At 64.1% G+C, this 13,473-nt stretch carries 14 protein-coding genes and 1 tRNA gene; 7 read left to right on the top strand and 8 right to left on the bottom strand.

What is annotated here, in order from left to right; translation table 11 throughout:
* Nucleotides 1-193: 193 nt before the first annotated feature.
* From XH88_RS24880 to XH88_RS24870, 3 genes are all read right to left on the bottom strand, one after another.
* Nucleotides 194-1,444, bottom strand: coding sequence for a multidrug effflux MFS transporter (locus XH88_RS24880; RefSeq protein ID WP_271670890.1), 1,251 nt, complete (start codon nt 1,442-1,444; stop codon nt 194-196).
* Nucleotides 1,445-2,351: 907 nt separating this feature from the next.
* Complete coding sequence (locus XH88_RS24875) at nt 2,352-2,975, bottom strand: hypothetical protein (protein WP_271670889.1); 624 nt, start codon at nt 2,973-2,975, stop codon at nt 2,352-2,354.
* Nucleotides 2,976-2,994: 19 nt separating this feature from the next.
* Nucleotides 2,995-3,083: transfer RNA gene (locus tag XH88_RS24870), tRNA-Leu, on the bottom strand.
* Nucleotides 3,084-3,252: 169 nt separating this feature from the next.
* On the opposite strand from XH88_RS24870, the gene XH88_RS24865 reads away from it, so the two are divergent.
* The gene (locus XH88_RS24865; RefSeq protein WP_271670888.1) at nt 3,253-3,663 is read left to right on the top strand and encodes a twin-arginine translocation pathway signal; all 411 of its coding nucleotides are present in this window, start codon (nt 3,253-3,255) and stop codon (nt 3,661-3,663) included.
* 105 nt (nt 3,664-3,768) lie between these two features.
* Here XH88_RS24865 and XH88_RS24860 read toward each other — a convergent pair whose 3' ends face one another.
* Together XH88_RS24860 and XH88_RS24855 are read right to left on the bottom strand one after the other, a co-directional pair.
* Nucleotides 3,769-4,971 carry an FAD-dependent monooxygenase gene (locus XH88_RS24860; RefSeq protein ID WP_271670887.1) on the bottom strand — a complete coding sequence of 401 codons (1,203 nt, stop codon included), beginning with the start codon at nt 4,969-4,971 and terminating at the stop codon, nt 3,769-3,771.
* A 19-nt stretch (nt 4,972-4,990) separates the two neighbouring features.
* Complete coding sequence (locus XH88_RS24855; protein ID WP_007602543.1) at nt 4,991-5,236, bottom strand: zinc-finger domain-containing protein; 246 nt, start codon at nt 5,234-5,236, stop codon at nt 4,991-4,993.
* A gap of 308 nt (nt 5,237-5,544) precedes the next feature.
* On the opposite strand from XH88_RS24855, the gene XH88_RS24850 reads away from it, so the two are divergent.
* Both XH88_RS24850 and XH88_RS24845 read left to right on the top strand, forming a co-directional pair.
* On the top strand, nt 5,545-6,681 hold the full coding sequence (locus XH88_RS24850) for a hypothetical protein (RefSeq protein WP_271670886.1): 1,137 nt from the start codon (nt 5,545-5,547) through the stop codon (nt 6,679-6,681).
* A gap of 113 nt (nt 6,682-6,794) precedes the next feature.
* Nucleotides 6,795-7,550: an alpha/beta fold hydrolase gene (locus XH88_RS24845; protein WP_271670885.1), complete on the top strand. Its 756-nt coding sequence runs from the start codon at nt 6,795-6,797 to the stop codon at nt 7,548-7,550.
* Here the strand turns inward: XH88_RS24845 and XH88_RS24840 are convergent.
* Nucleotides 7,536-8,912: a hypothetical protein gene (locus XH88_RS24840; RefSeq protein ID WP_271670884.1), complete on the bottom strand. Its 1,377-nt coding sequence runs from the start codon at nt 8,910-8,912 to the stop codon at nt 7,536-7,538. The genes XH88_RS24845 and XH88_RS24840 overlap by 15 nt on opposite strands.
* A 339-nt stretch (nt 8,913-9,251) precedes the next feature.
* On the opposite strand from XH88_RS24840, the gene cysE reads away from it, so the two are divergent.
* The 3 genes from cysE (at nt 9,252) to XH88_RS24825 (ending at nt 11,716) form a co-directional block, all read left to right on the top strand.
* Entirely contained in the window at nt 9,252-10,076 is an 825-nt protein-coding gene (cysE, locus tag XH88_RS24835; protein ID WP_220014608.1) for a serine O-acetyltransferase, read from the top strand.
* Nucleotides 10,077-10,199: 123 nt separating this feature from the next.
* On the top strand, nt 10,200-10,418 hold the full coding sequence (locus XH88_RS24830) for a DUF3126 family protein (protein WP_007602550.1): 219 nt from the start codon (nt 10,200-10,202) through the stop codon (nt 10,416-10,418).
* A 92-nt stretch (nt 10,419-10,510) separates the two neighbouring features.
* Complete coding sequence (locus XH88_RS24825) at nt 10,511-11,716, top strand: FAD-binding domain (protein ID WP_271670883.1); 1,206 nt, start codon at nt 10,511-10,513, stop codon at nt 11,714-11,716.
* An 18-nt stretch (nt 11,717-11,734) separates the two neighbouring features.
* Here the strand turns inward: XH88_RS24825 and XH88_RS24820 are convergent, their stop codons facing one another.
* On the bottom strand, nt 11,735-11,983 hold the full coding sequence (locus XH88_RS24820; protein ID WP_442868468.1) for a hotdog domain-containing protein: 249 nt from the start codon (nt 11,981-11,983) through the stop codon (nt 11,735-11,737).
* Between the two features lie 198 nt (nt 11,984-12,181).
* Nucleotides 12,182-12,901, bottom strand: coding sequence for a hypothetical protein (locus XH88_RS24815; RefSeq protein WP_271670881.1), 720 nt, complete (start codon nt 12,899-12,901; stop codon nt 12,182-12,184).
* A gap of 223 nt (nt 12,902-13,124) precedes the next feature.
* Here XH88_RS24815 and XH88_RS24810 point away from each other — a divergent pair, with 223 nt between their 5' ends.
* On the top strand, nt 13,125-13,454 hold the full coding sequence (locus tag XH88_RS24810) for a DUF6949 family protein (protein ID WP_271670880.1): 330 nt from the start codon (nt 13,125-13,127) through the stop codon (nt 13,452-13,454).
* Nucleotides 13,455-13,473 lie beyond the last annotated feature (19 nt).

The following is a 13,473-nucleotide window of genomic DNA, read 5'->3' as shown; positions in this document are numbered from 1 at the left end:
CAGCAGTGGCTGTCGCGGACCTGCTCGAGACCTTCGCTCGCAAAGGGCAGGTTGAAATCAGCGTGCTTGGCGGGCGATGCCGATCGTTCAGTCGGCTGCGGATCCCGCTCGTGAGTTTCGTCGTGGCGCTGTGGTTCCATCGGGCGGCCTCTCGAATTGCTGCAGGACAACATCGAGAGGGCGGCGAAGTTCCTCAGACGATCGGGCGATGATGCGGCTTGAACAGCCGTCCCTTCTCCACGACAAGCACGATCATGAGCGCCGCAAGCGTCGACAGGAAGAAGCCGGTCGCGAACGGCAGCAGCGTGCCGTCAAAACTCTGGCCGATCGCGGTGCCGACCACGATCCCGATCAGCGTCGTGATCGAGCCGTACAGCGAGGAGGCCGTGCCGGCGATGTGGCCCTGCGGCTCCATCGCGAGTGCGGTGAAATTGGCGACCATCATGCCGAACGAGAACATCATCAGCGCCGATAGCGCCATGAACAGCGGGAGCGGCAGCAGGCCCAGGATCTCGGTCAGCAGCATCACGGCGGCGACGAGCGCATAGAGCGTCAGCGCGCCGTGCGAGATCACGCGCATGCCGAGCCGCCCGACCAGCTTCGCGTTGAGGAAGCCGGCAACGGCAGTGCCGGCCGCGATCGCGGCAAAGGCCAGCGGGAAGTAATGACCGAGATGATAGATGCCGGTGAACACCTGCTGGGCCGAGAACACAAAGGCAAACAGCGCGCCGATGACACTGCCGGAGGCCGTCGCATAGCCGAGGGTCTGGCGGTTGGTGACGGTCTGACGAAAGGCCGAGATCACGTCGGCGGGCGCGAGCGACCTGCGCTCGGACTCGGGCAGCGTTTCGGGAAGACGCCACACGCTCCATGCCAGGGCGATGATGCCGTAGAGCATCAGCACGACGAAGATGCCGCGCCATTGCGTGACCAGCAGCACCGCCTGTCCGAACGAGGGCGCGATCACGGGCACTGCGATGAAGATCATCATGGCCAGCGACATCACGCTCGCCATGCGGCGGCCGGCATAACAGTCGCGTACGATCGAGGTCGCGATCACGCGCGTCGCCGAGGTGCCGAGACCCTGGAGCGCGCGGGCGAGCAGCAGCGTCTCGAACGAGGGAGCCGCGACCGCCAGCACACTCGCCACCGCATAGACTGCCATTCCGCCGAGCAGCACCGGCCGGCGCCCGAACCGGTCCGACAACGGGCCCATGATGAACTGCCCTGCGCCGAAGCCGATCAGGAAGGTCGACAGTACCAGCTGAAGATGGTTGGCGTTGGCAATGCTGAAGGCGGTCCCGATATTGGGCAGCGCCGGCAGCATTATGTCCATGGCGAGCGGGTTCAGCGCCATGATGGACGCGATCACGACAACGAATTCGGGAAAACCCATCGGGCGGTGTCCCGAGGACACCCAGTCGTCGGCATTGACGTCGGACAAGCAGCTTACCTCTGATTTCAGAGGTCATATCTCATGCTCATGCTGCAATGCACAACCCATGTTTTGGGATGGCTGTCCGGCAGAAGACCCGCCTTGTGGCGTCCGCTTCGCGGGCGGCCGTCGTCCCCCGCCTCAGTTGGAAACCGGGCATTCACCATAAGGTCGTGGCGCCGCACCGAGGAGATGAATCCGCAACGCATCCTGCCCAGTGTGGCCCGGCCGGACGCAGGGGCCGGCCCGAGGGACATAGCCACAGGCAGGATTGGACGTGTCGGAGATCACCGGTGCAGTACGATGGTCGGGACCGTCGGCCGATCGGGCCGGCAGACGCAATGTCTGGCTCGCCGGCCTGATCGCGCTGGTGGCGCTGCTGGTGGCCGCCAATCTCGCCAACGATGCCGCGCTCGATACGCGATACGGCTGGGACGTTCGCGTCAATTGCGCCGCGGTCGATGCGCATATCGACGGGCTCGATCCCTATTACGTGAAGAACCTGAAGGAGACCAAGTTCTCTTATCCCTATCTGCCGGTGACGCTCGACGCCTTCCGTCCGCTGTGCGCGGGCGGCTTTCTCGTCGCCCATCACCGCGGCGTGTTTCTCGTCCTCGCCGTCCTTTCCAGCATCTTCCTGCCGGGGATCGGCCGGACGCGCAACTTGTGCGACGTGGCCTTGAAGAGCCTCTATGTATTTGGTGCGTTCGTCGGCTTCGAATGGGTATTGGCTTCAGGCAATTTCGCAATCCTTGGCTGCGTGTTGACTGCCGCAGCACTTGCCCTTCTGCTTCGCCCTACCGTGTCGGACAATCGCCCTGACGTCCCCCGTATCGCGGGTGCGGCCCTGCTTGGCATCGTGCTGTCGTTCAAGCTGGTGTTCTGCCCGGTGCTGGCCGCCCTATATTTTTTGCCGCTATCGCGACGGCGGAAACTTGTCCTGATGGCTGTGGCGGGTCTCGGTTTCGCGCTGCCGATTCTGGTCTCGATTGTGTTCTATCCGAACTTGTTCGCGAGCTGGTTGCTCGCGATCACCGGAGGGATCCCCGACCAGCATTCGGTCCAGATCGAGGAAACCAATCCGTCGCTGCTGCTGTTGGCGCAAACTATCGTGGATCGCGCTGGTGTCGCCGATGGCAAGCCGCTCGTGTTCGCGATCTACGCGCTGGCGGCAACTGCGTTCGTGCTCGTTCCGCTCGGCTGGTCGCTGCTGCGTGCGATCGGCAACAGCGCCGGATCGCTGCCGGCGCGCCTTGACCGTTGGCTGATCGATCATCCGCTGGCCGCGATGCGGATTACGGCGCTCGCGATGTCCGGCCTCTATCTCTGCTCGCCGCGTCTGAAGGAATATGCCTTCCTGGAGCTCGCGGTCTACTTCGCTGTCCTGATCGTCGACCTTCCGGCCCTGACCCTTGCCGCCGTGCTGACCATCGGCGTTGTCATGCCGACACTGGTCTCGATCACGGGAATGCCCATCGAAGGCGGCTTCGTCCAGCTCGGATGCGCGCTGATCTGCTTCTGGATCGTGCTGTGGACGCAATCCGGGGCGTCGGAGCAGGTGGTGCGGGCAGCCGGGGTCGAACCGGCACAGCGCTTGCGCACCGAGGGATTTTAAGTCCCTTGCGTCTACCAATTCCGCCATGCCCGCTTGATCCAACGAGATCAAACATTTAAGTCCCGTCCAGCGGTCCGGAATAGGCGTTCCGGGCCGGACAGGGGTTCTTCCTTAAGCGAGCCGGCGGCACAAGGCAAAGCCTCAATCCAGACACCTGGCCCTGCTTTAGGCATTCTCAATTCAGGGGACGATTTTTCTGCCCATGCCCGCTTCGCTTTCCTTTTTTCTGCGCGCCTGTTGCGCGGTTGCCGCGCTGGGCGCGGCCGGCTTCGCGCTGTCCGGCTGTGCCAGCATGAGCGAGACGGTCGCGCCGGCGTTTGCCGATCCCGCCAAATACGAGTTGTACGACTGCAAGCAGCTCGAGGCCGAGCGCAAGGCGCTCGCCACCCGCACCGCGGATCTGCAGAGGCTGATGGACAAGGCCCAGACCGGAGCCGGCGGCGCCGTCGTCTCCGAGCTCGCCTATCGCAATGATTACGTCGCGGTCCGCGGCTCGGCCCAGCTCGCGGAGGATGCCTGGCGCCGCAACAGGTGCCGGGAAACGCCGCCCAACGCGCCGCCGGCAGCGACTGCGCCGCAGCGGCCGGACATCAAGCCCGCGCCGAAGCGCTGAGGGCCGCGACGGCATCTCTTATTTTGATTTCGAGCAGGGTCTCCGCGCCAGCGCGTCCCGCGCTTGTCGCGAGGGAGCACCGCTTCACACTTCTCCGAACCATGCTCACGGACGCCAGCCGTAGATCCAGTCCTGCCGCGCCAGCATGCGCTCCGGGCCGAGCGCGCGGATCGCCAGATCGCGCGCGATCGCGAAGGGCCCGCCCAAATGATAGATGCGGCCCTGCTGCCGGGCGGTGCGCTGAACCCGCCTGACGCGGGCCCGCCGCGCCAGGCCATAGTGCTTCAGCGCGGCCGCGACGCTGCCTGCGTCCTCGGCAACCTCGAGGCTTAGATGCCTGGCCAGCACGGCGGCATCCTCGATCGCCATGCCGGCGCCTTGCGCGGCGAATGGCAGCATCGCGTGCACGGCGTCACCGAGCAGCGCGATCGGGCCCTTGCTCCAGGGACAGCCATCGGGCACGCCGAACAGCGCCCATTTGCGCCACCTGTCGACGCTGGTCAGCATCATCCGCGCGGTTGGCGGCCAGCGCGGCGGGGCGAAGGCCTCCATCACCTCGGCGGGATCGCCTGCTGTGCTCCAGCCCGGCCTGTTCCAGGTGCCCGGCAACACCGCAACCACGTTGATCTGTCGTCCGCCTGCGATCGGATAGACAACGAGATGCGCGTTCGGGCCCATCCAGAGTTGCACCCGGCGCGCGGTATATTCCTTTGGCAGTTGGGTCGCGTCGAGCGTACCACGCCAGGCGATCAGGCCGGAGAAACGCGGCTGCACCTCGGGGAACAGATGCTGGCGGACCGTCGACCAGATGCCATCGGCGCCGATCAGCGCGCTGGCGAGATCGCTGCGCCGGATCGTGCCGCTGCGATGGACCACGGTCAGCCCCTTGGCATGGGGGGCGACATCCTCGAAGGTCGCACCCAGCTTCAAGTCGATGTCCGGATAGTCTGCGACCGCGCCTGACAGCGCCGATTGCAGGTCGGCGCGATGCACCACCCAATAGGGAGCGCCGGCGCGCGCGGACGCGGCCTCGCCGAGCGGCATGCGCAGCAACTCGCCACCGGCGCGCGCGCTCATGATCGAGACCGCTTCCGGAACCACGGCACGCAGCCTGAGCCGCTCGGCGAGGCCGAGCTCGACCAGCACGCGGCTCGCATTGGGGGAGAGTTGCAGGCCGGCGCCGACTTCCTCGAGCCGCTCGGCCTTTTCCAGCACGACGATGCGGAACCCGCGCTGCGCCAGCGCCAGCGCAGCCGTCAGTCCTCCGATTCCGGCGCCGGCAATGACGATCGTGCGCGGGAGGGCCACCCCAGACCGAAGAAAACGGTCAGGCCACCTTGTCCTTCAAGACGCATTCCGGCGGACGGGCCTCGCCCGCCTTCAAATCGGCGGCGAAGCGGTACAGCGTCGAGCAGTACGGGCAGATGATCTCGTTGTCGTTGCCAAGGTCCAGGAACACATGCGGATGATCGAACGGAGGGTTGGCGCCGACGCACATGAACTCTTGCGAGCCGATCTCGATGACGGGAACACCGGCATCGTTATGGAAGTGCGGGACGACATGGTCGGACATCGTAGTTCATCCTGGAGTGGCAATGGCAGCAGACACAATCAGCAGTGACGCGGCATATTTTTGACGCCGCGGACCATACTGATGGGTGCTTGTGATTGCTAGCCCGCCGGAACCGAAAGGTTCGCAATTGCCCCATGCTCATTTGCTCATGCAAATTCGACACAATCTTGTCGCCTCAGAGAAGCCCTTCTTTCGTCGGGGACGTTGTGTCGCAATTTTGGCATACTATGTCTGTGGACACGCGCAAATTGCGACGAAAGGCGAAACCATCGGGCACCAATGATGCAGCGAATGTCCAGGCTTTCAGCATGAAGTGGCTGCGAATCAGCTCAGCGTTGGCGGGAATTGCTGCATGCAGCCTTGTGCTCGCGCAGGTAGCACCGCATGCGCGCGAGGCGGGGGCTGTCCTTGCCGCGCAGGACGATCCGGCGGCCCTGTCCGAACTCAAGCTTGATGCGGCTCTCGCGAAAGACGAGCGGCTGGTCCAGGACAATATCGAAGCCGCGCTCAAAGCCGGCGATGCCGATCTCGCCGACAGCTTCGTCGCGCTCGCGCGTGACCGCAACATCGCGCTGCCCGACGATCTCTTGAGCCGGGTCGGCGATGCCGTCAAGGCGGAGAATTCCACCTCGCATTTCGCCAAGCGCTTTGCCACCGGGCTCGTCACCGGCAATGCCGACGATGTTGCGAGCCTGTCCGGAACCGTCGCCGGCGATCTCTTCGTGTTCGGCGATATCAGGGACGTCGTGCGCGAAAGCAAGCATCTCGCCATGGGCGAGGACACCGATCGCTTCGTGCTCGGTCTCGCCGCCGCCGGCCTTGCCGTGACGGCGGTGACCTATATGTCGGCAGGCAGCGCGGCGCCCGTCCGTGCCGGGCTGACGCTGGTGAAGGATGCCCGCAAGGTCGGACGGCTCGGCGAAGGTCTCGCCGCATGGGCCGGCCGGTCGGTGCGCGAAGTGGTCGACACGCCGATGCTTCAGAACGCGGTTGCCAAGGGCTCGGTGCTGCGGCCGGGCGAGACCGTGAGCGCGATCAAGGCCGCGTTCCGCGTCGAGAAGGCCGGTGCGCTGGTCCGGCTCGGCAAGGACGTCACGCGCGTCGCCGAGAAGACCGGCACGCGCGGCGCCATGGATACGTTGCGCATTGCCGAGGGCCCGAAGGACGTTGCGCGCGCGGCGCGACTTGCGGAAGCACAGGGCAGCAAGACCCGCGCGATCATGAAGCTGCTCGGCCGCGGCGCGTTGCTGCTGGTGGGCGGCGCGTTCGATCTCACGATGTGGCTGCTCGGTGCGGCGCTGACGCTGTTCGGCCTGTTGTCCTCGATCAAGGCGACCACCGAACGCCTGACCCAAGCGTGGTGCGATCGCAGACGGGCCCGTCGCCTTCGCCAGGCGCGGTTGGCTGCCGAAGCCGCACTGGCAAACACGGCCGCCACGGTTTAAAGCGCTGCGCGCTTTGGGTTATTGTTTGAGCATGATCTTGCCGGAAAACCGCTGCACACTTTTCCGGATCATGCTCTAAGATCAATCTTTCCCTCAAATCTGCGGAACTGCTGATGCCGAGCTTTCACAACGGCGCCGTTGAAATGGCCTATCTCGACGAAGGCGAGGGTGATCCGATCATCCTGGTGCACGGCTTTGCCTCGAGCAAGAACGTGAACTGGGTCTATCCGACCTGGGTCTCGGAGCTGCGCAAGAACGGCCGCCGCGTCATTGCGTTCGACAATCGCGGCCATGGCGAAAGCGCAAAACTCTACGAGCCCGCGCAATACTCGATTGCGACCATGGCCGGCGACGTGCTCGCGCTGATGGATCATCTCGCCATCCCGCAGGCCGATATCATGGGCTATTCGATGGGCGGACGGATGGCGGCCTGGCTCGGACTGAACGAGCCGCAGCGCCTGCGCTCGGCGATCCTCGGCGGCATCGGCGTCGGCGGCCTGATCGAGGGCACCGGGCCCGACGAGAACGTGGCGAAAGCGCTGGAAGCACCCTCGCTCGACGACGTCACCGATCCCGTCGGCCGCACCTTTCGCGCCTTTGCCGATCAGACCCGCTCGGATCGGCGTGCGCTCGCAGCCTGCCTGCGCGGCACGCGCGATCTCATGACCAGGCAAGAGGCCGCCCGCATCGAGGTGCCCGTGCTGATCGCGGTCGGCTCGACCGACGACGTTGCGGGCTCGGCCAGCGCGTTAGGTGAGATCATCCCCGGTTCGGAAGTGCTCGATATTCCGGGCCGCGATCACATGCGCGCGGTCGGGGACAAGGTCTACAAAGCAGGCGTTTTGGATTTCCTGTCACGCCGCGGGTGAAGTCTCGTTGGCCGACCCGTCGTCGCCAGGCGAGCGAAACAGCGCCATCAGCACCACGAAGGTCGCCACCCATACCATGCGGGCCCCGTAGCGGTCGTGCGGCCCCGAGATCACGCCGCAGATGAAGGCATTGCCGAGCAATGCCAGCGTTACGGTCGTCGCCAGCAGAGTCAGATCGTCCAGCCTGCGATGGGCGAGTGCATGTCCAAGCAGCGCGACCAGCGCCAGCATCGAGATCAGCGCGACCGGCACGTGCAGCCAGTTGACGTAGTCGAAATTGAGGCCCCAATGTTGCTGGCGCGCAGCGCGCATCGGTGCCACCTGTGCAGGGATGTAGCGTTCGATGATGCCGTAGGTGTGCGGGATCCAGACGCTGGAGCCTTCGCCGGTCGCGACGTGAAGCAATTGCTGGCCCATCGCCCGCAGCGCCGCACCGGCTTGCCATGCTGGATAATCGGCGAGTGAATGCACGACGATGTAACCCATCTCGTCGTTGAGCCCATCGAAGCGGCCGAGCGTGTTGAACATGCTTTTGCCCCACAGGAATTCGTCGGCGGTTGCCGGCAGCTCGTTGCGATAGGGGCAGAGCTTGAAGTTCTCGTGGGGGCAGTGGTCATTCAGGAAACGTGCGACGATGCCGTCCTGCATCATGCGGCCGAATGCGACGCCGTAGCCGCCGGGTGTCCAGGCCCATTTGCCCGACAGCGCATGGTCGGCCGAGATCAGCATCAGGGCGCCAACGACGATCGTGAGGCTCGCCTGGGCGAGGCCAGCGATCGGAAGGCGATGCCGAAGGAACGGGCGCATGGTCCAGCCAACCACGCAGAGCCCGAGCAGCACGCCGAGCGTGGCGCTGTGGGTTGCGGCGGAGAAGGCGGTGAAGACGAACAGCGAGGCCTTCTCCAGCCCCGAGATACGATTGCCCCCGACGACCAGGAGAAACAACGACAGCACCGACAGCCCGGCAAAGATGTCCGTGAGCAGCATGCTCGCCAGCCAGGGCAGGGCGGTCGACAGGATCAGCACCAGGCTGATCGCGACGAAGCGGAAGGTTTGCATCATCGAGAGCACGCGCAGCGTCAGTTGCAGCAGCCACAGCGTTGCCAGCGACTGGAGCGCGAGGTTGATCCAGAAGCCAAAACCTTCGCCAAAGTGCAGGTAGATGCCGAATACGGTGGAGCGGCTGGGGACGAGATAGCCCTCGTACCAGCGCGCCAGATAGCCGCCGGTATCCCATTGCAACAGCGGATAGCCGTTCCAGAACGCCGGCGCGATCATGAGGAGGGGGAGCGCCACCGCCGCCAGCCGCAGCCAAAACGTACCCGCGGCGCGCGCGCGCAATTGATCGGTGGTGATGCTCAAAATCGCTCCGTCCTCTCTCGGACCATGCCCGCAATAACGGTTGTGACGAAATTCACCAATAGTTTGACGCCGCCCGGCTTGAATTTGGCGAGACTCTGACCATTTTGAGCCGACCTTGCCGTCGGGGGCGCTAGAAAAACCTGTTGTGTTTCAAAGATTTGGCATGCTTTCGCGGGGCAAGGCGCTGTTCACTCTCAGGCAAGCCCGTCAGGACTTTGTCGCCTACACTGTGCTATAGAGCGTTTTCGAGCGAAGTGGATACCGGTTCGCGTAAAGAAAACGCGACAAAACAAAAAACCTAGAGCCAACAAAACCAGCCAATTCGAAAGAGCGAATCCCATGGCAGTGCATCAGGTCAATCCCGGAGGAAAGCTCGCAACGCTCGATCCGATCTGGGACCGGATCCGCGGCGAAGCCGAGGACATCGTCCACCGCGAGCCCGAGCTTGCGACCTTCATTTATTCGACGGTGCTGCATCACAGCCGCCTCGAAGATTCGGTGGTCCACCGCGTCGCCGACCGGCTCGATCACTCCGCGCTGTCGGGCGACCTGGTGCGGCAGACCTATGACGAGGCGCTGCGCGATGATCCCGATCTCGGCAACGCCTTCCGCGCCGATCTCGTCGCCGTCTACGACCGCGATCCCGCGACCTCGCGCTTCATCGATCCCTTGCTCTACTTCAAGGGCTTTCACGCCATCCAGACCCATCGGCTCGCGCACTGGCTCTATCTGAAGGGCCGCAAGGATTTTGCGTATTACCTCCAGAGCCGCGCCTCTGCGGTGTTCCAGACCGACATCAATCCCGCCGCGCGCATCGGCCGCGGCATCTTCCTCGACCATGCCACCGGCTTCGTCTGCGGCGAGACGGCGGTGATCGAGGACGACGTTTCGATCCTGCACGGCGTCACCCTCGGCGGTACCGGCAAGGAGAACGAGGACCGCCATCCGAAGATTCGTCACGGCGTGCTGATCGGCGCCGGCGCAAAGATCCTCGGCAATATCGAGATCGGTCATTGTGCGCGCATCGCGGCCGGCTCGGTCGTGGTGAAGCCGGTGCCGCACAACGTCACGGTCGCGGGCGTACCCGCCAAGATCGTCGGCGAGGCCGGCTGCGCGGAGCCGTCGCGCACCATGGACCAGATGATCAACGCGATGGGGCTTTGAGCTCGTCAGGAAGGGCCGGGTTCTCGGGCCCTTGTCGTCCCCAAATTCTTTGGCAATTCATGCTGGCGGTTCGTCGCGTCTCGTCCTAAAACCCGCCGACCAAATTTCGATCGGAGACTTGCCGTGGACGTCAAAGAAGTCAGAAAGCTGGATGCGTATCTGAAGCGCGTATTCGGCAATCCCAAGATCCGCGTCGTGCCGCGGCCGAAGAAGGATGACAGCGCCGAGGTCTATATCGGCGAGGAGTTCATCGGCGTGCTGTTCGTCGATGACGAGGACGACGATCGCTCATTCCAGTTCCAGATGGCGATCCTCGAAGACGATCTCGTCGATCAGGAATAGTCCGGCTGGCTCGGTGACGCGGAACTTCCCGCGTCATCACACGTGGTTGACGTGGCGATGCAATCGATCGCCGCACCTCCCATATCCTCTTCATGAAGACTGTGCTGATCTCCGGGGCGGGGATCGCAGGGCCAACCTTGGCGTATTGGCTCAAGCGCGCCGGCTACGTGCCGACGCTGGTGGAGCGTGCGCCCGTGCTTCGTCGCGGCGGCTACGTCATCGATTTCTGGGGACTGGGCTACGATATCGCCGAACGCATGGGCCTGCTGCCGGCGATCGATCGGGCCGGCTATCATGTGCGCGAGTTGCGGATCGTCGATGAGGGCGGTCGGCGGGTTGCCGGTTTCGGTACACGCGTGTTCGACGAGCTCACGGGCGGACGCTTTGTCACCTTGGCGCGAAGCGATCTGTCACGCCTGCTGTACGAAAAGATCAGCGCTTCCACGGAGGTCATCTTCGACGACGAGATCGTTGTGCTCGAGGAGCGGGACGACGAGATCGGGGTCCGCTTGCTGCGTGGCGGAGAGCGCCGTTTCGATCTCGTGATCGGGGCTGATGGTTTGCATTCACAAGTACGGCGCCTTGTGTTCGGGCCGCAACCGGCTTTCGAACGTCATCTCGGATACGGCGTCGCCGCGTTCGAGGTTCATGGTTACGACAGGCGCGACGAAAATACGTATCTCATGCACACCGAGCCGGGCCGCATGATCGGGCGCTTTGCCCTGCATGATAATCGAACGCTGTTCCTTTTCATCTTCGCCGACGAGGCCGGTCGATGGCCGACGACGCATGCCGATCAGAAGGCAAAGCTGCGCGACATCTATCGCGGCGCGCGATGGGAGTGGCCAAAGATTCTGGACGAACTGGAGCGCAGCAATGATCTCTATTTCGACCGTGTCAGTCAGATCAAGATGGATGGGTGGTCGAAAAACCGCATTGCCCTGATTGGCGATGCGGCCTTCTGCGTCTCGCTGGCGGCCGGGCAGGGCTCGGCTTTGGCCATGATCTCCGCGTTCGTGCTTGCGGGCGAGCTCGCGCGCGCTGACGGGCACCACCGGGAAGCCTTCAAGGCCTACGAGGCCCGGCTTCGGAGCTATATCGCCGCCAAGCAGCGCGGAGCTGAGCGCTTCGCCGCAGCCTTTGCGCCGAGGACCTCATCCGGTCTTTGGTTTCGAAATCAGGTCGTCAGGACCTTCTCATGGCCGGGCGCGGCAAGACTGATGGTTGGTCGCGACATCGCGGACAGGCTGGACCTGCCGGACTATCGCTGGGACCGGCGCGATACGGCGAGCGCCTGAGCTGGCGACCTCCGGGATTTATCTCTTCGCAAGAATGCGCAGCCGCGCGGTAGCGTCGGCAACCGCGATGTACCGCATGTCGACGAGTTCGGCCCGCACGACCACGTCGCGCTCCGTCTGCTCGACGACGCGCGCCCGCGCCGTGATCGGTCCGACTGCCGCCGGTTTCAGGAAGCACGTATCGAGCTTCTTGGTGACCACGGTCAGGCCGGGCGCAAGCGCAGCGCGGCAATGCCTGTCGCCGAGACGCGTGTCATCATGGCGTATGATTTGCCTTGATGGCCGTCGGCTGGGAGCACAGCTCCTGCATCATTCGAATTTTCCGATGCTGGCATCATGCCCCTGTTTTGCCCGACAGGTCGAGTCGCAATTCGTAAAAATCGAAGAAGTGAAAAATACGAAGAAGCGCCAGTCGCTTGGTTACTGTGCATGGGGTTGTTTTCGATTTCTTTGTCGCGGCCGGGCTCAGCCGTGCGGCCCGCGCAGCTGCGCCGTCAGCCTGTCCATGGCGTCCGCGACGTCGCGCCATTGCGACAGCCAGCTGCGCGGAAAGCGGAAGGTGAGGTCGGCGGCGCCGACGCGGCGCTCGGACAGGCAGGTGCCGGGCGTGGCTGCATCGCGCGTGCAACGTGCCGTCAGCGCGGGGGATGTCGCCGAATATAGATCCTCGCTGCCATAGGGCGTGTCGCTGCGGAACGGGCGCATCGTCAATCCGTCGCCAGATGTCGTCGCGGCCTGGTCGAGATAGCGCGGATAGATCGTCGACGTTCGCTGCTCCGGCGAGAGCGCATCGTGATGCGCTGATATCGACAGGAAGATGCGATCGATCGGCTGCATGGCCGTATCGACGGTGTCCGCGGTCACGTGCCGCGGTCCGTTCGGTGCTTGCAGCGAGGGATAGAGGAAATCGAGATCGATGCGCTCCTGCGGTCCGGAGTGCCGCTGGATCTTCATCCGGATCGCAGAGATCGGCAGATTGAACAGCGTCCCCCCGACGCTGACCGGCAGCTTGTCCGGCGCGTCCGCACCGCCCGTGCTCCAGGTCGGCCACAGCAGATAGGCGACCAGTGCGACCGCGCTTGCCGCGAAAACGATGGTGAGTGCGAACGGGACGATATGCGCCCGGCTGCGCGTCTTTGCGCCTGTCCTGGAAGACCGAGGGGAGGTTAGTGAAAACACCGTCATGACGTCGCGCAAGATGACCGGAAGTCGGCCGGTGGCCGACGAATCACCGGCGAATATGCCATGCGGCGGCGAATTCGCGCAGGGTTCCCTGTGTGGGGCAACGGGAGGGGGCTCTGCGCGGGACGGGCGGGATCGTTAACCTTCCCTTAAGGATAATGTAGCGTTAACCGGCGCTATTTGTCACAGGAATGGACCTCGCGTTGCGTTAAAGCGGACTGTTCCGATGACACCTGAAGCTCTCAATACTTTCTTCTCGATCTGCATCGGCTTTGCGCTCGCGGGCGCCCTCGCGAACGGATACCAGGCGCTCTCGCAGCGACCCGCCGGCTTCGGGCTGTTGCAGGAGGGCGTCGCTGCCCGGACCTTTGCAGCGGTGCCGTTCCTGGTGTTCGCGGCGCCCTTCATCATCATGCGCAACACGCTGCGGGGCATGCGGCTGGAAAGCCGTCGCTTCGAATTCGTGATGATGGCGACCGTCATCGCCGGCTTCTGGAGCATGATGAGCGGCACCTTCTTCCTGATGACGCTGCGCGCGACCGGCGTTCTGGGCTGACGCGTTCCAGGGTTGCGCG

The sequence above is a fragment of the Bradyrhizobium sp. CCBAU 51627 genome (assembly GCF_028128765.1).
Classification (GTDB): domain Bacteria; phylum Pseudomonadota; class Alphaproteobacteria; order Rhizobiales; family Xanthobacteraceae; genus Bradyrhizobium.
The sequence above is the reverse complement of the archived record's forward strand: the minus strand, read 5'-3'. Positions and strand labels throughout refer to the sequence as shown.